19 protein-coding genes are annotated in these 20,825 nt (G+C 57.6%); all 19 read right to left on the reverse strand.

All coding sequences use genetic code 11. The features are described from left to right. Positions 1-788, reverse strand: a 788-nt coding sequence (locus B2A78_RS13500; RefSeq protein ID WP_205780778.1) for a hypothetical protein, incomplete at its 3' end; no start/stop codon positions are given. Positions 789-804: 16 nt separating this feature from the next. After that, positions 805-2,187: a polysaccharide pyruvyl transferase family protein gene (locus B2A78_RS13505; RefSeq protein ID WP_168175421.1), complete on the reverse strand. Its 1,383-nt coding sequence runs from the start codon at positions 2,185-2,187 to the stop codon at positions 805-807. After that, positions 2,184-3,647 (reverse strand): lipopolysaccharide biosynthesis protein, encoded by a 1,464-nt coding sequence (locus tag B2A78_RS13510; RefSeq protein ID WP_077730531.1) that lies wholly within the window; start codon positions 3,645-3,647, stop codon positions 2,184-2,186. The genes B2A78_RS13505 and B2A78_RS13510 overlap by 4 nt, the downstream gene beginning before the upstream one ends. A gap of 9 nt (positions 3,648-3,656) precedes the next feature. Next, positions 3,657-4,913 carry a glycosyltransferase gene (locus tag B2A78_RS13515; protein ID WP_077730532.1) on the reverse strand — a complete coding sequence of 419 codons (1,257 nt, stop codon included), beginning with the start codon at positions 4,911-4,913 and terminating at the stop codon, positions 3,657-3,659. Next, the gene (locus B2A78_RS13520; RefSeq protein WP_168175422.1) at positions 4,910-6,052 is read right to left on the reverse strand and encodes an esterase-like activity of phytase family protein; all 1,143 of its coding nucleotides are present in this window, start codon (positions 6,050-6,052) and stop codon (positions 4,910-4,912) included. Before B2A78_RS13520 ends, B2A78_RS13515 begins: the two co-directional genes overlap by 4 nt. Positions 6,053-6,060: 8 nt before the next feature. Next, positions 6,061-6,963, reverse strand: a complete 903-nt coding sequence (locus tag B2A78_RS13525) for a hypothetical protein (RefSeq protein ID WP_077730534.1) — start codon at positions 6,961-6,963, stop codon at positions 6,061-6,063. Then, the gene (locus tag B2A78_RS13530; RefSeq protein ID WP_168175423.1) at positions 6,960-8,174 is read right to left on the reverse strand and encodes a glycosyltransferase family 4 protein; all 1,215 of its coding nucleotides are present in this window, start codon (positions 8,172-8,174) and stop codon (positions 6,960-6,962) included. Before B2A78_RS13530 ends, B2A78_RS13525 begins: the two co-directional genes overlap by 4 nt. Positions 8,175-8,251: 77 nt before the next feature. Then, the gene (locus B2A78_RS26880; RefSeq protein WP_077730536.1) at positions 8,252-8,722 is read right to left on the reverse strand and encodes an acyltransferase; all 471 of its coding nucleotides are present in this window, start codon (positions 8,720-8,722) and stop codon (positions 8,252-8,254) included. 59 nt (positions 8,723-8,781) lie between these two features. Then, on the reverse strand, positions 8,782-9,975 hold the full coding sequence (locus B2A78_RS13540) for an O-antigen ligase family protein (protein WP_139841059.1): 1,194 nt from the start codon (positions 9,973-9,975) through the stop codon (positions 8,782-8,784). A 41-nt stretch (positions 9,976-10,016) separates the two neighbouring features. Continuing rightward, positions 10,017-10,892 carry a chain length determinant protein tyrosine kinase EpsG gene (gene epsG, locus B2A78_RS13545; protein ID WP_086134096.1) on the reverse strand — a complete coding sequence of 292 codons (876 nt, stop codon included), beginning with the start codon at positions 10,890-10,892 and terminating at the stop codon, positions 10,017-10,019. A 114-nt stretch (positions 10,893-11,006) separates the two neighbouring features. Beyond that, entirely contained in the window at positions 11,007-12,413 is a 1,407-nt protein-coding gene (gene epsF / locus B2A78_RS13550; protein ID WP_077730538.1) for a chain length determinant protein EpsF, read from the reverse strand. Between the two features lie 67 nt (positions 12,414-12,480). Beyond that, positions 12,481-13,278, reverse strand: a complete 798-nt coding sequence (epsE, locus tag B2A78_RS13555; RefSeq protein WP_077730539.1) for a polysaccharide export protein EpsE — start codon at positions 13,276-13,278, stop codon at positions 12,481-12,483. Between the two features lie 84 nt (positions 13,279-13,362). Beyond that, positions 13,363-14,685: an undecaprenyl-phosphate glucose phosphotransferase gene (locus B2A78_RS13560; RefSeq protein WP_077730608.1), complete on the reverse strand. Its 1,323-nt coding sequence runs from the start codon at positions 14,683-14,685 to the stop codon at positions 13,363-13,365. A 107-nt stretch (positions 14,686-14,792) separates the two neighbouring features. Continuing rightward, positions 14,793-15,329, reverse strand: a complete 537-nt coding sequence (locus tag B2A78_RS25700) for a hypothetical protein (RefSeq protein WP_143735168.1) — start codon at positions 15,327-15,329, stop codon at positions 14,793-14,795. A 111-nt stretch (positions 15,330-15,440) separates the two neighbouring features. Continuing rightward, positions 15,441-16,358, reverse strand: coding sequence for an EpsD family peptidyl-prolyl cis-trans isomerase (locus B2A78_RS13570; protein ID WP_168175424.1), 918 nt, complete (start codon positions 16,356-16,358; stop codon positions 15,441-15,443). 1,037 nt (positions 16,359-17,395) lie between these two features. Beyond that, positions 17,396-19,189, reverse strand: a complete 1,794-nt coding sequence (aspS, locus tag B2A78_RS13580; protein ID WP_077730543.1) for an aspartate--tRNA ligase — start codon at positions 19,187-19,189, stop codon at positions 17,396-17,398. 66 nt (positions 19,190-19,255) lie between these two features. Then, positions 19,256-19,543: a zinc ribbon domain-containing protein gene (locus B2A78_RS13585; protein ID WP_077730544.1), complete on the reverse strand. Its 288-nt coding sequence runs from the start codon at positions 19,541-19,543 to the stop codon at positions 19,256-19,258. Positions 19,544-19,708: 165 nt separating this feature from the next. Further along, on the reverse strand, positions 19,709-19,942 hold the full coding sequence (locus B2A78_RS13590) for a DNA gyrase inhibitor YacG (RefSeq protein ID WP_077730545.1): 234 nt from the start codon (positions 19,940-19,942) through the stop codon (positions 19,709-19,711). A 9-nt stretch (positions 19,943-19,951) separates the two neighbouring features. Then, on the reverse strand, positions 19,952-20,746 hold the full coding sequence (gene zapD / locus B2A78_RS13595; protein WP_240502530.1) for a cell division protein ZapD: 795 nt from the start codon (positions 20,744-20,746) through the stop codon (positions 19,952-19,954). Positions 20,747-20,825 lie beyond the last annotated feature (79 nt).

A 20,825-nucleotide genomic window follows, 5' to 3' on the forward strand; every position in this document is an offset into this window, starting at 1 on the left:
AGGGTCACGGCCGCGGCATGCCAGACGGCGATGTTGTGGACCTCGCGCGACGACGCCATCACATTGGCCGCCAACGGCAGGAACAGCCCCTCGCGCCAGTGGTCGGCGCGGGCCGCCGGGACATGGGGTTTCAGCAGCCGGACCGCTTCGATCAACACCAGGGCGCGGGTCGCTTCGTCCAGACTCTGATTCATCAGCTGGGCTCGGCCGTTCCAGGTCTGCAACGGGAAGCCGCGGTAGGCGTCGGCGTAGAAATCGAGCTGCGAAGCCGCCCAATCCAAGTAGCGCGTATCGCCGGTCAGGCGGAACAGTCGGGCGGCGTCCAGCACGCGATCGATGTTGTAGATCCGATTATGGGCGATCCAGGCGGCGCGCAGCTTTTCGTGGCCGGGCTGGTCGGGCGGTATCGGCTGATCGGGGGTCCAGTGGAGAAAGGCGCCCGTCTTTAAATTCACGTAATTGTGCAGCCAGCCCGCGGCCCATTCCGGGTGATCGCGGGGTGTGGCCATCCACTTCGTGACCCGACTGGTTCGCTCCTGCAACCAAGCCGTCCAGCGAGGATCCTGTGCCACGCGCTGGCGGGCCGCGTCCCAGTACTCACGGGCGGCACGGGCCGGTGCATAGTCGTCTTCACCCGCTTTCAAGGCGGTAAAGGCGGCTTTGATGGTGTCGTTGCCGGGCAGGGCTGGGGCCTTGGACGCCGGTTCAGTTTTGCCGGCGGCTATAGGTTCGAGGACTGCTCCTGCCAGCATCAACGCCACCCCGCTCCATAATCGCAGATCTCTCATCGTTGTCCCCTTATCGTCATGGATTAGAAAACACGGCATCGGATGACGCGTTGGGAGCTACTTCCTTCGCCAGGAAGGGCTCGATATTGAGCAAGGCACGTTGTTCAACCCTGGGCCAAGAATCCGCAACCCGGGAGGCGAGGGCTTCGCGAGATGAAATCAGTTCGTCGATCAGCGGTGCCAGGCGGGAAGGATCAAGAATCGACTCGGGCGACACCGCCAGATGTCCGGGAAGTTCGAAATGTCGAAAGAGTCCTTCGAATTTGCCTTGATAAGTGACGGCGACGATGGGCACACCCTGGCCGAGCGCCGCGACCGCCAAATGCATCCGTCCGGTAAAAACGGCGTCCGTTAGGCCGGCGATCGCCTTTAGCTCCTTTGCGGAGAAATGATTCTTCCAGTAGCGAATTCGCTCGCCCAACTCGTCCTGAAGACCTTCGAAAATCGGTCCGAGCATGGCTTCATCGCCTAGCGGGCCACCACGAAAATCGTGCGAGATGAACAGATAACTCACATCATTCCGCGCCGCGACGTCGCGCAGTGCTGCTACCGAGGCACTGATCATCGCCGAGCGTAGGGATTGATCGCCTTCCTTGATCAGCATCGGGTGGAGATTGAAACCCACCACGGTACAGCCCTTCGCCCGCTGCGAATCGGCCCAAAGACGAACAACCTCCACTCGGTCGCTGAACGAGGGCCGTAACAGAAAGGCCGCATCGGCGACTAGCCTCGAATTAGCCTGGGAGACTCCTTTAAAGCGTTCGAGAGAAACTTCGTCCCGGACGGAAACGACGAAACGCTGATCGAGGGAGCCAAGGCAGCGCCGCAAACGCGAGGACGGTTTCTCGTTGAACGAAAATCCCAGAGTCGCGCTTCGTTTTCCGAGCCGCGCAGCCATATCGCCGACCACCCACAGGCGCAGAGCGGTCAGCGGAGTGTAGTATCCGTCCATCACATCGCCACCGACGATCACCAGTCCTTCATAGCGGGACATGGTCTGGATCAGCCGGCGCAGCGACCACTTGGGATTTGCCCAGACCGGTTCGAGGCGTACGCCGAGATCTGCCAGTGTCTCGGGAACTTGGTCATGGTAAGTCAGCAGCCCGAATTGGCAGACGGGATTGAATGCGCGGATCCGCTCAACGAACGCCGTGATCATGGCCTCGTCACCCTTGGAGCCGGCAACCGTATCCGGATCGCAGGGAGCGATCAGAATCGAGTTACAGGCTTCGAGCAGATCCGGATAGGACGGATTGACCAATTGCCCCTTTTCGCGCCGCCATTCCCGATACAGCATCGGCACCCGCAAGAACTCTCTCAGGCGGCCTCGAACCCCCTTCGCTCGAACGTTCTTGATCTCAATCGGCTTTTGGGGCTTATCGGAACCTTGTTCAGTCATCCACGCCTCATTGATTTGATGGTTTGTATTGATTCGATCAGATGGCGGCGGCCGAGAAGCGCAATTCCCATGGCGTAGACCGTTATTCCGGCGGCAAGCTTCACGGCGAGGTCCGACAGCTGATTCAGGCCGAAATCGGAGAGTGCGGGGCCGATCGCTCCGACGGCGAAAAACATCATCGCCGCCGAAAGGGCGAACGGAATAACGCACCGCAGGATTCTGCGAATGGATACGCCCAGGTACCTTCTTCCGAGATAAAAGCTCACGGGCGTCGCGACGAGTTGCGCCAGCACGTAAATCTTGACGGTTATGTCCAGGCCTTGCCCTTTGGTCGCCACCAGGGCGGCGCCGGTAGCCGCCGCCTTGACGATGGCGATCGCTAGCGCTGTAGCGGACCGGCCGATGGCGTTCAGTCCTGATGCGTTGTAGTACTGGAGCGTCTGAACGGCCCCGAGGAGGGCGAGCGGAGCCAGAATGTCCGCGGTGTCGGCCCATTTGGCGCCGAATACCGTCATGCAAAGCTCCGAGGCGACCGCGGAGACGAGCACGAAGCACGGCATCGCCAGGGCGGCGGTCGCGGTCATGGCGCGGTAATAGGCCTGGGCCAGTCGTTCTCGCTCCCCGGCGATCCGCGAGAAGCCCGAATGGGCCACGTCCATGACCACCGAACTGAGGAGCTGCATCATGATGGTGTAGATGCGGGAACCGACGGCATAAAACCCGAGTGTGGCGGCGCCGAGCCACGCGCCTATGGCGAGCTCGATGGCGCGGGTATTGGCGAAATCCAGCAGGCGCATGCCGAGGACATTGCTTCCGTAGCGGAGGAGTTGACCGAACCCGACGAAACTGAACTTCAGTCCGGGCTTCCAGACCGGCTTGAGCCAGAGCAATATCAGATTGACCGAGGTACTGGTCAGAAACTGTCCGACCAGACTCCACACGCCGAAGCCGGCGAGCGCCAGCCCGACACCCACCGCGCCGCTAACGACGGTCGCGGCCACGGTTCTGAGGGCCAGCCAGCGGTACTGGAAATTTCGCCGGAACAGGGCCTGCTGGCAGAACCCGAGTGAACTGATCAGTATTCCGAGGCACGACACTCGCAAAATTTCGGTCAGGCGCTCGATGCCCATTACCGAGGCGATGAGCGGTGCCCCCAGCCAGGTCGCCGTAACCAAAAGAGCTGCCACGATAAAATTGGCCACGAAAACCGTATTCAACTCTCGCGGCCCTATCGTGGGACGTTGCACGACCGCGTCGGCTAGGCCCTGTTCCGCAATGATCTCGATAAAGGCGAGCACCGCGATGGCGGCGGCGAATACGCCGAATTCATCCGGCGACAGAATTCGAGCAAGCAGGAAAAATACGGCGATGGTCGCCAGTCGTCCGCCCCAGTTACGGACGGCCGACCAGATCAATCCGGACAGAACCTTATTGCCCAGCGAAGGCGTGGTGCTGCTCATGCTTTACGCCTACCGGTCCAAAGCGGTGTCCAAGCGCGCAAAAAAAGCGTCTATCGAAAAGCGCTCCACGTACCGACGGGCGTTTTTGCGAAGATGCTCGCGCAGTGCCTGATCGCCACCCCATTGCAGAACGGCCGCCGCGAAATCGACAGGGTCGTCGCAAATTTCGAGGGGGCTGTCGTCGGTCGGGGGAAAACCTGCGGCTCCCACGCTGGTCGTAATGCAGGGCAGACCGAACGCGAAATAATCCAGCATCTTGATCTTCATGCCGCTCCCGGCGCGCACCGGATTGATGGCGAAAAGCGCGGTTGCGGCGAGTTCCGAGAGGTCTTGAACGCGGCCGTGCAGAACCACGCCCGGAATGCCGGGCGTGAAGGCGAGACACGCCTCGCCCGCCACGTCCAGGATGAAATCGTTCCGCACCTCGCGCACTCGCGGCCAGACGTTCTCCAAAAACCAGCGGAGTCCGTCCACGTTGTGCGGCGCATGGCTGCCGAGATACAGAATGCGGGACTCCGAGGCGCCCCGAGGCTTTATCGGCCTCGCGTCAACTGGCGCCGGAAGAGCGACGATCTTCGCTATCGGCATCAGATTGCCGAGGTCGAGGGCGTCTTCGTCGCTGATCGCGAGCAGCACGTCAAAGCCTCCGAGCATGGCCTGCTCCTGTTCCGGGGTCACCGGGGGAACGGCGGTTATGCCGCGAGCCTCCAGGGACTGGCAGCGCTTGTAAAAGACGTCGTGGGCGATCAACAGCGTGCGGGTGCGGTTCGGCAACCAGTTCACGATCCGCGCCCGGAAAATGGTATCGACGAAGACATAGTGGGGAGCTAGTCGGGCGAACAGCGGCGCCAATCGGCGCAGATCCGGTTCGCTCAGGCAGCGGCCGATAAAGACGGCTTTGCTCTGCGATGCGCCGCGCCAGTTCGCCAGCCGTCGGGCCCATGCGCCGCCCACGCTATCGAGCAGCCAGCGGTAAACGGACCGAATCAGGGCCCGTGGGTGTGTGACAAGGCGCCACTCCCCCAGCCGAACCGTTCCGGGCACGTGAATCTGGAGTCTTGTGCAACCCAATCGGCGCCGGGGGCGGAATATCGGCGCCGGCAGGCGCGGTCCGCTGATCACCAGATGCGCCTCGAACTCCCGTGACTCCAGGTATTTCACGAAAGCGTGGTTGTAGGTGGAATACCCGTTCAGGCCCGGAACCGGCAAATCCTCGCACAGAAAAACCGCGACCGGACGCAGACGTTCGGTTTTAGGCGCGCTCATTTCAATTCCCACTGCAGCAGAAGCTTGCGTTGGACCGGCAGGAAATTGTCGTCGGACACCGCCGTGACGACGGTGATTCCGTTTTCGTCGCGATGGGCGGCGATACCTTCCATGTTGTCGATCTCGTGAAATAGCCGATTGGCTTCCAGAACGGGGGAGCCGTCCGAAACCGCTCCGGGCCGTATGTCGGTCGCCGGGATGCGGCGAAGACGCATCTTGAAACCGCCGAGCAGCGATAGCCGCCGCTCGAGCAAGAGCAAATCACCTTCCGGGAGAAAGACGGCGTCGCTGATGTCGTAGCCGTCGGTCAAGCGGACCTTGAGTTCCAGCGCCGTCCCTTCCTTCAGAATCCAGGCCGGAGCCATGTCGCGACCGGTTCGGTCCCGCTCGGCAATGGCGAGGAGCGCACCGCCGAAATCATGTCCGGCGGGAATCGCGACCAGAGCTTCCAAGCCGCGACCTTTCGGCAGTGCCACAATGTCCGGAGGAACCGGCAGGAGCCGACCGTGGCGCCGGAGCAAGTCGGATGTCGGCTGGAAAACGGCTATCCCGTTGCGGTGCCCTTCGAATCCCAGGTAAGCGGCCTCGGCGGTCAGCTCGAGAGACTCGATGTCGCCCTTGCCGTTTTCTCGGAGTGGTTTTCCTTCGGGCCCAAGAACCGACGCCATCACCACATCGGCGACGCCGCTCGGACGGCCCCGGTCGTACAAGAGACGGCCTTGTACCCAATAGCCGGCATCGGTGACTGCCGCAAACCCATGGCCGCGGTCCGTCATCCGCAGGCCGGAAATTCCGCCGAAATGCGGGGCGCCGGATTCGAGCACCAAGCCGCCCCGAAAGACCAGCGGCGACGCTGCGGTTTCCGCGATCTCGATTTTTGAAAACTCGGCGATCGGGTGCGCCTCGACCGGGATAGGCGTAAGACCCGGCAAGGCTACCGTGGGTTTAAATCTCAGAAAGCCGGCCCAGGCGATCGCGGCGGCCAACACTGAGGCCGCCGCGGCCGTTACCCACCATCGCCACCGCCGTGCGACGCCGTATCCGGTTCGTGGAGAAGCTTGCGTCGGACGGCGCGTATCGCGAAGCCGGTCGCCGCTGGGCACGATTTCCGTTACAGCCGCTTCGAACCGTTTTCTCATGGGCTTCGTCACGAACGCGCCGGTTGGCTGCATCGGGCCGCCTGGGCGAGTCTCAGCGCCCGTGAAAAAGCGGGCCAGGCCAGTTCGCGGCGAAGCAGCAGATAGATGCCCACCAACACTTTTCGCACCGCCTGCAAGGCGACCGCCCGGCTCGAGGCCGCGCTTCGAGACAGCGCGTACAGGCTGCCGGCATAGTAATGTCCGATCAACCAACGATGAGGGTCGCGGTGCCCGACCAGAGAGGCGTCGAACCAGACGGCTTTTTCCCCGGCGGCGACATAGGCGCGCAGGGCGTAATCGAGGTCTTCTCCGCCGTTGATCGGCGCTCCGACCCCCAGGGACTCGTCGAAATACCCCGTTTGAGCGGCGCGAGAGGCGCGCATGAACAGCGTATTGGACGAGGCATTGGCAACGAATGCCCTGGCGCTCGCCGGCCGCGCGGCGCGCAGCTCCGAAGGCAGGGCGGAGAGCGTCGAAGGCGTGGAGGAATACCGGCAGATCGCGAGATCGAGCGAGGCGTCTCCCCCGAACAAAGCCAGCATGGCTTCCAGCGTGCCCTCCGGGTACCAGGCGTCGTCGTCGGGGAAAGCGACCATCAATGATCGCTCGAACATGCCGTCTTCGCGCGCCCAGCTCAGGAGGAGATTCCGCGCCTTGGAGAGCGAAACTCGATCGGGAATGGTCGTTACCCGGATATAGTCCGGCAGATCGGGCAGCGGCTGGCCGGGAGCGTGCCGCTGCAGCAACAGGTATTGAACGACCCGAAGGCCGGACGTCGCTATGGCGCGCTCTACGCTCCGGACCATGCGCTCCAGTTCGTCGTGGCGTCCGCCCGCACTATCGTTGGTGGTGAAGAGCAGGGCGTCCACCTCCGCGTAGCGTCCTTGCTCGGTCGCGGGAACGGCGTTCATGAGCGCTCGCTCCGGAGAGTGCGCGCTTCGCTGGGCGAAGTGCGCCGACCGGCGCGACGCATCAGCGCGCGATCGTAGGCGGCCAGAAGGCTGGAGACCTGGTCGGGCCAGCGAAAGTGCGTGCGGGCCCGCTCCAAGGCGCGCTCGGCATGGTTCCGGCGCAAGGACTCGTCTTTCAGGAGAGCCGCCAGGGCGGATGCCAGCCCCTCGGGCGTATGGTCGGGCGCGTAACGGGCCGCATCCCCGAGGAGGCGCTTGGTCTCCGCTAGTTCAAAGGCGACGATAGGCATCCCCAAGGTAGCGTATTCGAACACCTTGCACATGCTGATTTTGTCGTTGTATGTGTCGTAAGGATCGGGAATGACGCCGATGTCGAAGCTGGATAGGGCGGCCAACAGCGCTTCCCCGGACAGGAAACCCGTGAATTGGCAGACATCGGCTACGCCCAACGACTGGGCCAGTGCTTTCAGCGAGGCAAGCTCGGGGCCGGCGCCGACGAATCTGCAAGTGAATCGCGGCAGCCCGGATTCGTTGCGCAGCGCCGCAACGGCACGAATCAGGTTGTCCACCCCATCCTGAGCGCCCATGACCCCTACGTATCCGACCGTGATCGTGTCTTCCACGTCGGTTTTCGGCACCCGTTTGAACTTAGTAAGGTCCGGCACGCCGTACACGGTAAAAACATCGTCGGGATACTTGCCGCCCCGATTTATGGCCAGTTCCTTGAACGTTTCGTTGGCCGAGATGACCACGTCCGAAAACCGGAAGGTCAGTTTTTCGAAGAGTCGCAGCAGGGCGTGCATCGGGCCGCGTTTCTTGAACTTGGATTCGTAGAGCTCCGGACAGATGTCGTGATGATCGAAGATCAGCGGCCGGCCGAGCGCTTTATAGGGCAGGGCAACCAGGAACAAAAGATCGGGCGGATTGGCGATGTGGATGACGTCGAAACCGTGGCGTCGAAACACTTTGAAGGCCAAACGCGTTTCGTGGAACAGCGCCGCGCCGTATTCCAATAAGAAGCCCAATGCGCCGCTGGCTTCCAGGGGCAGGGGATGGCGGTAGACCCGGATGCCGTCGATCACGATTTCCCGTTCCGGGTGCCTTTCGGTGGCCGGGCAGATCACCGTAACCTCCCAACCGGCGTCGCGCAGTGCGGTCGCCTCCTGCCACGACCGCCGGTCCAGCGGCAGCGGAAGGTTTTCGACAATCATTAGACAACTTGGCATTTAAACCCCCGGTGAATGGTCATTTTTTCGCTCCTCTCGAATGCGATCTTCGTTTGCGGTCGTTAAGCGAAATCGTTTTCCGCCATCATGCGACCTTGCCTTTCGTCGGCCCCTTCCAGGCGACCGAAGGGACCTGCCACCACGATGTCGGTTTTGATGACGCGGGCCGGATTGCCTGCTACGACCGTCCGGGGCGGCACGTCGCGCGTGACCACCGAGCCCGCTCCTACGATGCTTTCGTCCCCGATCGTGATCCCAGGCAGAATGATGCTTCTCGCTCCCACGAAACACCGGCGTCCGATCCGGGTGTGAGTATGAAAGCCGCGGGTCAGGTCGTGCGCGAGAATGGCGACGTCGAAAGCGATGTAGGACTCCTCGCCCACGTGGATCCCCTTGGGATTGGTCAGATCGAATTTGGTCGACAGCGAAAACTGGCTGGATGGATGGATATCCATGCGAAAGACCTTCACCAGCCAAAGGCGCTTGAATTTGACCAGGTACAATCGGACCCATCTGAGTTTGCCGAGATTCATCTTTGACGTTTCTCCTGGATACTTGCTTTTTTGAGGTGAAACTTTGGCGATGTCCTGGGTCAGACCCTGTGCGGCGGGTCGAGGGCGGGCTCGGCCGTCCGAAACGGTTGAGGACTGTACGATTCGGGAGATGGCGGAACCGGTTCGCGGCGGTCGCAGGAACCGAAGAAGGCAACCACCAGCGCCATGAAGATTTGAGGCACGCTGAATGTGTTGTCGGTTGACGAATAAACGAAGAAAGCCGCAGCGACCATCAGAAAAGCCCACTTTTTCGTCACAAGAGGATCGCGCAGCAGGTTCACCAGCATGGCTATGAAGGCGCAGCCCATGAGCAATGAGCCGACATAGCCGACCTCCACGGTGAACCGAAGATATTCGTTGTGCGCGGCGACCGTGTGCGTCGTGGTGGACGTTCTAGCGGACAGGATATCCATCTGGTGTCCCAAGCCGACGCCGAAATAGGGAAAGCGGTGTACGTAGGCTTTCAGTTCGTTCCAAATGATGTCGCGGCCGCTCATCGCCTCGGACGACACGCGGGTCATCAGTTGGTCTCCCATGAGGTAGAAAAGTCCGGCTACCACGACGCAGCCGTAAAGAACCATCAAGATTCTGAACACCGCGGACCGGCTTTCCATGAACAGCATCGCGCCGGTAACGCCGAGCGCGAGCGCCGACGGCATACGGGAAGCCGTGAGCATGGTGATTCCGGCATTGACGAGGGCAAGCAGGAGATAACGCGAACGCTGCTGCAGGGCGAGGTAACTGGCCGCCACGGCGCCGGTAACGCCGGCTCCCCCGAGAAATGCCGGTCCCATGTTGCCGGCGAGCCGACGGGTGCCGAGATAATCCGTCATCCATAGATAACTGATGCCCACTGCCTCGTAAATCGTTCCGAGCAACACCGAGACCGGCGGAATGAGGGCTGCGATCAGCAATATGAACTCCCGGTCTCGCTGTTCCGGAAAAGCCGTAAAAAAAAGCAGAAAAGCGATGAGACTCACCAGGCTTCGCGCGTATCGGTTCCAGGAAAAGGCGTCGAACTCGCTGAGAAGACCGCAGACGAAGCTGACGAGGATGATGAAGCCCATCAACACGAGGTTGGCCGGAATGCGCTTGCGGGTGAGCGTGAAAACCAGTCCCGCCAGGATTAAAAACAGTTTCTCGACGGGATTGGCGTTGGCCAGGCCGAGCAAATGTCCCATATTGAGGACCAACACCAGTTGCGCGAGAAGAAACATGCGTCTAAACGCCATGTTCGGCTCCCCTCCCGTCCGGCGTTCGGCGCAATCGATCTTCAAAACTCATTGAGTACCGCGCCCACGATCCGGCAGCCGACGGCGGTCAGCATTTGCCGGAGAAAATCGGTTTCGGAGAAGGGGGTTACATGCTTTCTCACGATCAGCAGGGACGCGCCGGCGCGCGCGGCGACCGTTTGGGCGTCGCTGCTGGCGATTCCGCCGGGCGTATCCAGAAGAACGATGTCGTATGCCGCCGAGAAGTCCCTCAGAAGCGCATCGAATGCGCCGCGGCTGAGCAATTCCAATGGATTGGGCGGAAGTGTGCCGGCCGGAAGCACCGATAGATCGGCGAATTCATCGATGCGGCGGATGCATTCGCCGCCGCCGCGACCCACCAGCAGATCGGACAAGCCCATGCCGTTGCGGCCCAAAGCGAAAATGTCGTGCTGGCTCGGGTTGCGCAGATCGGCATCTACGAGCAGCGTTCGCTGTCCCAGTTGCGAAAATACGACGGCAAGGTTCGACACGGCATAACTGCGCCCCTCTCCGCGACGAGGACTGGTTACGGCCAGGGTTTTGCTCCCATCGCCGTGCCAGCGCAGCATCAGCTGACTGCGTATGGCGCGGAACACCTCCATCTGGTGGCTGAACGGCTGATACGCGGCAATCAGTCGAGTGCTGAAATTTCCCTGTCCCGGCTTCAAATAGCGGTAATCGAACTGTTCCGAAATCGCTCGGTTGATGTCTTCTTCGGAAATCAATCCAAGCCGCAGTGCGGCCTCGCCGAAACGCAGCCCGGTTTCTCTCTGGAGATGCAGCACCCGTTCCGCATCGAGCGGCGAGAGCCTGCCCGATTCCCGCAGGATTTGTCCGATCCGGCGTTCGGCGCCGATGGGTTCCGGGTTAATCTTGAGCGCCGGGGTTTGTGTCATAAAAAGATCTCGTTGGGCAATGAGAGATGGGCGTTTCGTCCCTGCCATCGGGGCGACGGCTGGAAGATTTGCGTGCGGCCTTGGCAATCGAAGCCTACCGGTTTCATGGCGGCTTCAGACCGGAGTTTTGGAGAAAGCCAAACGCCATTTCGGATGGCGTAATTTCGCATCGGTCAAAACCCCTAGCACGGGGAGTCCGAGTGTGATGCTCAAGTCTTCCGGGGAGCGCACGCGGCGATCGAGCAATTCCAGCAGCAAAGCGAAGCTGACCGCCAGAATGACGCCTAGAAAAGCCGCTACCGCGACGTTCAGCAGCACTTTCGGCCGCGACGGCCGCAACGGCGGTTTGGCGGGATTCAAGACGGCGACATTGGTTTGGTTGGCCTCGCTTTCGAGGCGCGTCTGATTGAACCGTTGCAAAGCGGCTGTGTAAGACTGCCGGGCATGTTCGACTTCATGGGTCAGTACCGCGAGTTCGTCCCGCTGCTTGTTGAGTTCCAGTACTCGTGCCTTTTGCGCGCCGAGCGCCGTTCTGAGCTCGTTTTCGCGCATGCGCGCGATGTCCACCGCGGTATTCAGGCTGTGAAGGATGGTTTTTGTCTCGGCTGCCAACTTGCGTTTGAGGCTGCCGGCTTCGGCCACGGCTTGCTGATGGATGGGATGGTTGATGTCGTATTTCTCTCCGATTTCGGCAAGTCTGGTCTCGGCTAGCGCCAGTTTCGCCTTCAGATCCTGAACCACGGAATTGGCAAGCACATCCGGTAAGGTTTCCGGCAAGAAGGCGCTGCCTGCCGCTTCCAATTGATTGCGGCGGGAGATCAGATCGTAGGTGTGCGACTGAGCGGCCACCAGCTGCTTGGAGAGCTCTTCCAGCCGGCTGTTTTCTACGTCCCAGTGTTGGTCGAGAGCGACGATGCCCTTTTCCTGCTGGTATTCGGACAGACTGGCCTGGGCTTTCTCCAGGTTTTCCCGCAAACCCTTGATTTGCTGCTCGAACCAAGCGGCATTCTGGCGCGCCGGCTCGGTCTTGAGTTCCAGGTTGGTCGCGATGTAATTTTCCGCGAATGCGTTGGACAGCGCGGCGGCGAGCGTCGGGTCGACATCCGAATAACTTACTTGAATAACGCTGCTCTCCCGCGACGGTTGAACCTCCAGTTTTTTCAGCAACTGATCGGCCAGCCAGTCGCGAATGTCGCCCGTTCCCTTCGCTTCTTGCTCGAACCGTTCCTTCGATTCCGGCAGATCGGCCAGCTTGAGTCGATCGACGACCTTGAGCGCCACGTTATGGCTGCCGATGATGTTGACTTGGGTGGCCATGTAACCCGGCATCAGCTGCGCCGGCACCGCGATGCCGGTAATGGGGTCCACGCCCTTGTAATCGACGACGAGGGTCGACGTGGCGGTATACGCCTTCGGCAGTATCAGGCTTATCGCGAGGACCGTCAGGGCAGCCGCCAGCGGCGTAAGAACGAGCACCCACAGCCGTGCCCATAGAATCTGCAGGAACTGATTCAAATTCATATCTGGTTACCAATCCATGAAATCCATGCCGAGGACGAAGGCATGCCTTTGCTTCCGGGAAGATTCGCTAAAACCATCGTTCGTCCACATAGATCACATCGTCCTTTTCGATCAGTTCATCCAACTCCGCATCGAGCGTCGTCAACTGATCTTCCGAGGATCTCCGCTTGATCGTGATGCTGCGCAGGCTGCCGCGAGGAGTTACGCCTCCGCCCAATGAAATCGCTTGAGCGACGGACATGTTCCGCTCCAAACGGTATGCGCCGGGGCGCTGCACTTCGCCGTGGATGTAAAAAACCGGGGCACGCGGCACGAATATGACGTCTCCGTCTTCGGCGAAAATGTCTTCCGACGCTTTTCCTTCCTCGAGCAGTTCTTTGAGATTCAGCTCTTCGCGGTAGGTTTGCCCATTCCGAGTTCGGGTCACGATGGTCCGATCGTCTCCTTGCGGATTCACGCCTCCCGCCAGCGCGATCAACTGAGTGACCGTGCTCGCGGTATCCAGGGCGAAACGTCCGGGTTTGTTCACGAATCCCAATACGGCCACTTCGTGACTGCGGTATTCCTGCACCGTGATGTTTACCTGGGGATTGCGTACGTAACCTCGTTCTGAAAGAAGGGTTTCGACGCGAGCTTCCGCTTCTCCGACGGATAAACCGCCCAATTCGATTTCCCCAAGGAGCGGAAACGTGATTTTTCCGCTATCCGAGACACGGGTTTCGGTGGCGAGATCCTCGTTGCCGTAAACCGCAATGCGTACGACATCGTTGGGGCCGAGCAAATAATCGGCCTGCGAAGTCGATAGGATCAGCAAACCGATCAAGCCGATAAAAAAATGCGGGCAAATACCGAAGGGTCTGAACATGTTTTAGTGAATAAAGTTCGAAAATAAGGCTGAATCCAAAAGTCCAAATAATGAGAATCTACGCGCGCCCTTATATTCTTCCGATCAGTAAGCGGTGTCCTGTTTGAGAAAGACACCGGCGGTTCTCAAAATAATCCACAGGTCCAGAGACAGCGACCAGTTCCGCAAATAATCGAGATCGAACTCGATTCGGGCTTTCATTTTCTGCAACGTGTCGGTTTCTCCCCGGAAACCATTGACCTGCGCCCATCCGGTAATACCCGGTTTTACCTTGTGACGGATCATGTAACCTTTGATTTGAGTGCGGTACAGTTCGTTATGAGCCACGGCATGCGGACGAGGCCCGACTATACTCATACGCCCCTGCAATACATTGATAAATTGCGGCAATTCGTCCAGAGATGTCTTACGCAGAAATCGGCCGAAACGGGTAATTCGATTATCGGTCTTACTCGCCTGTCGAACGTTATGACCGTCCTCGCAGACCGTCATCGTTCGGAATTTATAGACTTTGATTTCCTCGCCGTCGAGGCCGTAACGACGCTGCTTGAAAATGACGGGACCGGGCGAACTCAGCTTGACCCCGATGGCTATCGCAAGCATCAATGGGGAAATGAAAATCAGAATGATCGATGCAAAAAGGATATCGACGATACGCTTCATGACCCGGTTGACGCCATAAAACGGTGATTCGCAGACAGCCACTACCGGAATGCCGTTTATATTCCCAAATCGTGCTTGAATGAGATCGAAGACAAAAATATCGGGAACGAAGTAAATGGATGCCGTGGTATCTCTGAGTTTATCGAGAAGATCGAAAATCCGCGGCTGAGCCATCATCGGTAACGCGATATAGATGAGGTGAATGGATTTAGTTCGGACGAACTCCGCCACCTCGTTCATCTTTCCCAATAGATTGATGTGGCTCACGCCTAGACGCTCCGGACTCCTGTCGTCGAAGAAACCGGCGAAGCTGATTCCCAAATAAGGCGCGGACTCGAACTGTCTCGCTAATTTAAGGCCGAGCTCGTTTACCCCGACAATGATTGCTCTGCGTTGGGCATCGCCCTGCGAGACCGCCGATTGCAATGCACGACGAGCCAATAGTTGTACCGCAATGAGCACCAACGGCGTGGCGACAAACCAAGTCAACAGAAGCTTTCTCGAAAAGTCGTCCGACATTTTTGCGGCAAAACCCAATATCGCCAGGAAACCGAATAAAAAGGTCCAACGAGCGAAAATATTGCCGAACGAACGCAAGAGACTCGATTTGAAGTCTAGTTCCAGGTCTATTTCGTCAAAAATTAGCGAGGCGATCAAAAATGTTATTACTAATAGCAAAAAGTAATGCTTTTCGATCTTTAATCCATAAAAGTGGATCGTCAAGATAAAACACCCGACGATCACAATTGGATTTAGAAGACTCTTGACTAATAGAACTGAAGGTCGGTCGATTGCCTGCAAGCCTTTTTCTCCTAAGATCAGCGAAATAGGGTAGCTGTCGTAGGGTGACGTTAATGCAGAGAAGAATAAATGGGTTCGGCTTTCTTGTTGCCGCGTATAACCTGCAATCCGATCAAGGTAATTCCGACCAATATCATGAGCCAGGTTTCTGTGTCGGGTGCGGGCGAGGCATAACCAGCGTACATGTCCTCTTTTCGATTTTTCTTGTAGCGGTCGACGGCCATGGCATCAAGAGAAAGCTCTTGCATTCCTTGGAATGTTATTTCAGATTCATTCCAGCCGTTCTTGGATTTTCGGCCCGGTATGTCAAGGGCAAAGCGGATGGCGTTTACGTTGACAGAAGATAGGAGGCGATAGGAGCTTTTGGCTATGCCGAAGAAGGAGGTTTCAGCAAAGCCTGCTTTACCGGAAGGTGGTATATGAGCGCTAGACTTATCGATAGCGTGGTTCCTTTCTTTGTCATGATAAGGCGTGCCGAAAGTTGAAGGATAATCACTGAAGTTCTCCGCAGATGCTCCTTTAAACCAGATGAACAACAGGCAAAAAATTATTCTGTAAGAGACGTTTAGAATCTGTCTTAAGCTCATATAAAACCCCCATGTGATGCGTCTAAAGAAAACAGAACTGGATGCTCGTATTCTTATGAAATCCAATATCGATCAGCTAGGCGAAGCGTAAGTTGGCTTATTATCAGTCCATTATTGGGTTTTAAATGGAGGAATGTTATTCGATATAAATTCAGCGCCGCTGTCGGTGGGCGATAGGGTATTGCCGGAAGGTTCCATGCCGCCAAAATACTCTACGGTTGCAGTCTCCCGGAGCCGGCTCAATTCACGGTTTATCTGCGTTATCCGCCGCTGGTTTGTGAGGAAGGACTCGATCAGGGGAGTGGCCTTATCGTGATCGAGGGGAGCTTCTTTGACCGTCAACAATTGCAACACGAGAAACTCATCTCCTGCCTTGAACGACACGGCATCTCCTTTGTTTAGGCGATCAAATTCGTCTAGTTTCTCCAAGGGTAGATGTTCGGCAGGACGTATTACCGTTTGTAAGGTATGGGGAATATTTTGCTCGTGCAGCCATTTTGACAGGGCGTTGAACCGCACGGGCTGCTTTAGGCGCGAGTCAATAAGCTTGTTGTTTTCAGGCGTTAGGGGGATAGATATTTGCTGGAGTTCGTAGATCTTGCGCTTTTCGAACAGTTGAGGATGGGATTTGTAAAAAGCGCTGATTTCAGCGGGGTCCGGTTTGGCAACCGCTTGAGCAATATGATCGAGGTAGGCCTGCGCGAGAACCTGACGCTCAGCCATCGCTGTAGCAAGCGTGACACGGGGATCACGGTCAAGATGCTTTTCGATCGCTTGTTTTGAAAGAAGTTGTTGGTTTATCAGGCTGTCGATGCTCTTCTCCCAAATGCTTCCGACTTCACTATCGGGGCGCGTGGCCGAACCAGAGAGGAGAACATCGAGCTGACCGACGGAAATGTCATCTCCGTTAACACGGGCCACGATTTGGGTCGTTTTGTCGGACGCGAACTGACTGTCGCATGCACTCAACAACGCCAAAATCGCGTGCGCACTCAGCGGCAGCGATCTCAACCAAATCTTTCTATCCACAATTCTCCGTAAAATCATGAACTCCTAAACTCCTAATCCTGTTTCCAGCGGGGTCGAAATATTTACCGTGTACGAACCATGTAAAGCAAAACCTGGACCATCATCGTTTTTCGGTCCAGTCCTGCGAGAAGTGCGGTCTTTGGACCTACGCGCAGAAAGGCCGTGATTACAGCGTATACCGCGGATACCGTCGCTTTGAGCTTCGGGGTTGGGAGTCTGGACACAGCTCTTGAATCGATGGGAAAGGGTTGCGAGGGTATGATGTTTTTGTTTGATTACGCTCAAAAAGAGGTCTTCCGGCAGCGGATTTGTTCCAGTTTCGCTCGTTTTGGAAAGCGTTGAGTCGCTGCAAGACGACATCGCTCGTGAGAGCTGGCTGCAACCGGTCGAATGCGCTTGAATCAACGCGTTTTTCTGTCTAGCGTGCGTCCGAACGCGTTTTCGTCGGGGCAATGGGAGAAATCGTGCCGTCCCTCAAGCGTAAAGGTCATCGGTAGTGTCACAGTTTTGCGACAAGATGGGGCTGTTAATTGGATGCGTATGGCTTCGGCCATCACTGTGAAGGGTTCATGCCTTCGGCGCGAGCGATGCGAGTGTATTTGCGGAAAGTTTTGGTGGGGGCTTGCGACAGAGTTAGCTCCAGGAGTAACCACGACGAACGGGTATTCGATGGAGCCGAGGGTTTAGGTGTTGCCGGACGGCGATAGGACAATGGATAAGTTGTACCTGGAAACGGCAGTTGGAGCTGCGGACCGTGCGTTAGGCCGGTTAGATGGCCTTGCCTGTCCTCAGCCCCGTCGAAGGGCCTGCCCTGAGCTCGGTCGAAGGGGCACGAAGACGGTGGGCGGCGCGGGCGGCTCAGCCGCGAACCGGCCGGCGAGCGTAAGGAAACAGGTCGCGACTAAAGCGACGTTTGCAATTGAAGGAGCAACGCCGCCTCGGTCGGCTTTTGCAAGCGAAACCCAGGGCGCGCTTCGGCGCGACAGCTCTGCCGCTATTCGGGGGTAATCCCGAACGCCTATCGCGCCTCCTTGTTATTAAGTCGTTTCGCCTTTTTCTCCCTCTTGCGGACGGCGAAGGCGTATACCGAGTTCGCGGAGCTGAGCGTCGGTGACCATGGCCGGAGCGTCGATCATCGGGCACCAGGCCGATTGAGTTTTGGGGAAGGCCATGACTTCGCGTATCGATGTCGCGCCGCTCATAAGCATAACCAGCCGGTCCAGACCGAAGGCCAAGCCGCCATGAGGCGGCGCTCCATACCGGAGCGCATTGAGCAGGAAACCGAATTTTTGTTGGGCCTCTTCATCTCCGATCCCGAGCAGCTCAAACGCGGCTTTCTGCATGTCGGTACGGTGGATACGTATGGAGCCACCGCCGATTTCAGTGCCGTTCAGCACCATGTCGTAGGCTCGGGAAAGGGCGCGGCCGGGATCGGACTGAAGCTCCTCGAGGCTGCATTTCGGAGCGGTAAACGGGTGGTGCAGTGCGAACCAACGGGCTTCCTTTTCATCCCATTCGAACATGGGAAAATCGACCACCCATAGCGGCTTCCAGCCTTTGTCCACGAGTCCGCGGTCTTGGCCTAGCTTCAGGCGCAGGGCGCCTATCGCTTCGTTGACGATTTTGGTTTTGTCGGCGCCGAAGAAAATGATGTCGCCGGTTTCCGCCTCGACTCGATCTAGGATGCCGCGCACGGCTTCCGCAGGAAGGAATTTGACGATCGGCGATTGCAAGCCTTCGACTCCGGCGCTGCGGTCGACGACCTTAATGTAGGCTAGGCCCTTGGCGCCGTATATGGCGACATACTGGGTCAGATCGTCGATCTCCTTGCGGGACAAATTGGCGCCGCCGGGGAGTTTAAGCGCCACGACTCTCCCATCTGGTTCCTTGGCGGGACCGGCGAACACTTTGAATTCCGCTTGTGCGACCAAGTCCGCGATATCGACCAATTCGAGCGGGATGCGCAAATCCGGCTTGTCCGAACCGTAGCGTTGCATGGCTTCCGCATAAGTCAACCGGGGGAAGGGATTGGGCAACTCGACGTGCAAAACGTCGGTGAACAGCTGCCGAATCATGTCCTCCATGAGATACATGATCTGGCTTTCGTCCATGAAGGAGGTTTCGATGTCGAGCTGCGTGAACTCCGGCTGGCGATCGGCGCGAAGATCCTCATCCCGGAAGCAGCGTACCACCTGATAATAGCGATCCATGCCGGAAATCATCAGCAGCTGTTTGTACAGCTGCGGAGACTGCGGCAGGGCGAAGAAGTGGTTCGGGTGAGTTCGGCTCGGGACCAGATAATCCCGCGCGCCCTCCGGGGTCGCTTTGGTCAGGAAAGGAGTTTCGATCTCGTAGAACCCGTGATGATCAAGAAATTGTCTTAGAAAGCGTACAACGTCGCGCCGCATCTTCATGCGATGCTGCATCACCGGACGGCGCAAATCGATGTAGCGGAAACGCAGACGGGTTTCCTCGCTGACTTCGATTTCGCTTTCCAACGGAAACGGGGGCGTTTCGGCTTTGTTGAGGATTTCCAACCGCGTAGCCAGAACCTCGATTTTGCCCGTCGGCAAATTCGGGTTTTCCGTGCCGGCGGGGCGGAGGCGAACCGTGCCGTGCACTTTAAGCACGTATTCGCTGCGAACCGTCTCTGCCAGCTTGAAGGCTTCCGCATAATCGGGATCGAATACGACCTGAACAAGGCCTTCTCGGTCGCGGAGATCGATAAATATCACGCCGCCGTGGTCGCGGCGGCGGTGAACCCAGCCACAGAGGTCCACGTCCTGATTCAAATGGCTTTCCGTCAATTCTCCACATCTGTGGCTACGCATTGCTATATCTCTAAATTCGAACGACAAAAACGAAAATATTACGGGTCTGGCTATCGATGTACAAGTTTACGAGGCCGCATCCGCAGTCGACTTTTGGGTTTCCTTCTTGGCCGTCGACGAATCCGATTTACCGTCGGAAGTGTCGCCGGCCAGGTTCTTTTTCTTGTCTTTTCCGCCCTTGAAGTCCGTTTCATACCAGCCACCCCCCTTCAGTCGGAAACCGGCGGCCGATACCAATTTATTCAATTCGAGATCGCCGCATGCGGGGCATTCTTTCAAAGGATCGTCGCTGATTTTCTGGATGGCTTCGAATTCGTGGCCGCACGATTTGCATTGGTATTCATAGATAGGCATGGAAAACTCCTCGTTTGATCTGAAACAGGCGCTTGTAATATGAGGGTTTAGGACGAGTTTTCAAGGACAATGTTCCATGATCCGGGAAACGGCATTTGACCGCTCAGGTGCCCCCAAAAGCCCGATGAATACGGCCGTTTCGCGGATGATAGGCTGTCCGCAAGATTATGGATCAGGCAGGTAACCCGAATAGTCGCTCGATAGCGGTGTTTCCGTGTCCGGCGAGTCGGGATCCGCCGGCTCACCCGCTATGGCATAGGACGCTGAGGCCCATTCGCCTAGATCGATCAATTTGCAGTACTCGCTGCAAAATGGCTTAAACCGATGGGTTTCGCTCCAGGCGACTGGCTTTCGACAACGAGGACATTTAACGATTTTATATGAAAGTGCGTCGGACAAACTCGCTCGTCACAATAAGCAGCAGGTTAACTGGAAAGTAATATCGTCTTGGCATTGGGTCGGCCGTTCAACCGTGTCGGGAATCATGAAGCGCACGGTGAACCGGTGCTTGCCTCCGCTGATTTCCGCAAAATAAGGTTGCGAACGCCTCACGCCTACGCGTAGCAGTTGAAACGGCAGGGTGTGGTCCAGGCTTTTCTGAAAGAAGCCGCCGCTAGCCTGTTCATCGGTCGGTGCGGCACTGGTCCGTATGAAATTCAGCAAAATATCGATAGCCGAGCGTATGAGACGAAACGGCTCCAACCAACTTTCGAGATCGTGCCGGCGTGTGTGGTCGTCGAGTTTAAGCCAGTAATGAAAGGCCGGTAAATCGAAAGAACAAGTTCCGCCCGGAATGGTGCTGCGCTGAGAGATGCTCTTGAAAAGCTCGTTTTCCATCAGAGAGAGGCCGAGCTTGCCGGGAACCGCATAAAGCTCTTTGCTTAATTTATCGAGCTTCGTCAGGACCTTATCCAGCTTAGCGTGATCGATGTCTTGATTGTGCGCCATTCGCGTCAGCACCGCAGCATGGCGATCCAACTCCTTTAATGTTTCCGACTTCAGATCATTGCGGCTAAAGAGCGTTAGGACATCCAGCAGCGTTGAAATGACTGCCCGACTGTCCCAAATCGAATTGCCGGCCATGAAATGGTCAAGCTGCTGAAAGAGTTGCTCAAGCCTCATGAATACGCGTATGCGCTCATTTAGCGGGAACTCGTAAATAATGGAATCGCTCAAGGCGGGAGTTTCGGCAATCGATAGCATAATAAACAATCCGATCCAGGATTTATGAAAGGGTGTCCGTTGGCGGACACCATTTTCGTTTATCCCGGAGATTAGTCAA

This window comes from Methylocaldum sp. 14B, assembly GCF_002005105.1.
Classification (GTDB): Bacteria; Pseudomonadota; Gammaproteobacteria; order Methylococcales; family Methylococcaceae; genus Methylocaldum.

What these genes read in the sequence shown, in the direction of transcription:
- B2A78_RS13505 (WP_168175421.1), bottom strand. Translation starts at nt 2,187, where the DNA reads ATGACTGAACAAGGTTCCGATAAGCCCCAAAAGCCGATTGAGATCAAG.
- B2A78_RS13510 (WP_077730531.1), bottom strand. Translation starts at nt 3,647, where the DNA reads ATGAGCAGCACCACGCCTTCGCTGGGCAATAAGGTTCTGTCCGGATTG.
- B2A78_RS13515 (WP_077730532.1), bottom strand. Translation starts at nt 4,913, where the DNA reads ATGAGCGCGCCTAAAACCGAACGTCTGCGTCCGGTCGCGGTTTTTCTG.
- B2A78_RS13520 (WP_168175422.1), bottom strand. Translation starts at nt 6,052, where the DNA reads ATGAGAAAACGGTTCGAAGCGGCTGTAACGGAAATCGTGCCCAGCGGC.
- B2A78_RS13525 (WP_077730534.1), bottom strand. Translation starts at nt 6,963, where the DNA reads ATGAACGCCGTTCCCGCGACCGAGCAAGGACGCTACGCGGAGGTGGAC.
- B2A78_RS13530 (WP_168175423.1), bottom strand. Translation starts at nt 8,174, where the DNA reads ATGATTGTCGAAAACCTTCCGCTGCCGCTGGACCGGCGGTCGTGGCAG.
- B2A78_RS26880 (WP_077730536.1), bottom strand. Translation starts at nt 8,722, where the DNA reads ATGAATCTCGGCAAACTCAGATGGGTCCGATTGTACCTGGTCAAATTC.
- B2A78_RS13540 (WP_139841059.1), bottom strand. Translation starts at nt 9,975, where the DNA reads ATGGCGTTTAGACGCATGTTTCTTCTCGCGCAACTGGTGTTGGTCCTC.
- epsG (WP_086134096.1), bottom strand. Translation starts at nt 10,892, where the DNA reads ATGACACAAACCCCGGCGCTCAAGATTAACCCGGAACCCATCGGCGCC.
- epsF (WP_077730538.1), bottom strand. Translation starts at nt 12,413, where the DNA reads ATGAATTTGAATCAGTTCCTGCAGATTCTATGGGCACGGCTGTGGGTG.
- epsE (WP_077730539.1), bottom strand. Translation starts at nt 13,278, where the DNA reads ATGTTCAGACCCTTCGGTATTTGCCCGCATTTTTTTATCGGCTTGATC.
- B2A78_RS25700 (WP_143735168.1), bottom strand. Translation starts at nt 15,329, where the DNA reads ATGAGCTTAAGACAGATTCTAAACGTCTCTTACAGAATAATTTTTTGC.
- aspS (WP_077730543.1), bottom strand. Translation starts at nt 19,189, where the DNA reads ATGCGTAGCCACAGATGTGGAGAATTGACGGAAAGCCATTTGAATCAG.
- B2A78_RS13585 (WP_077730544.1), bottom strand. Translation starts at nt 19,543, where the DNA reads ATGCCTATCTATGAATACCAATGCAAATCGTGCGGCCACGAATTCGAA.
- zapD (WP_240502530.1), bottom strand. Translation starts at nt 20,746, where the DNA reads ATGCTATCGATTGCCGAAACTCCCGCCTTGAGCGATTCCATTATTTAC.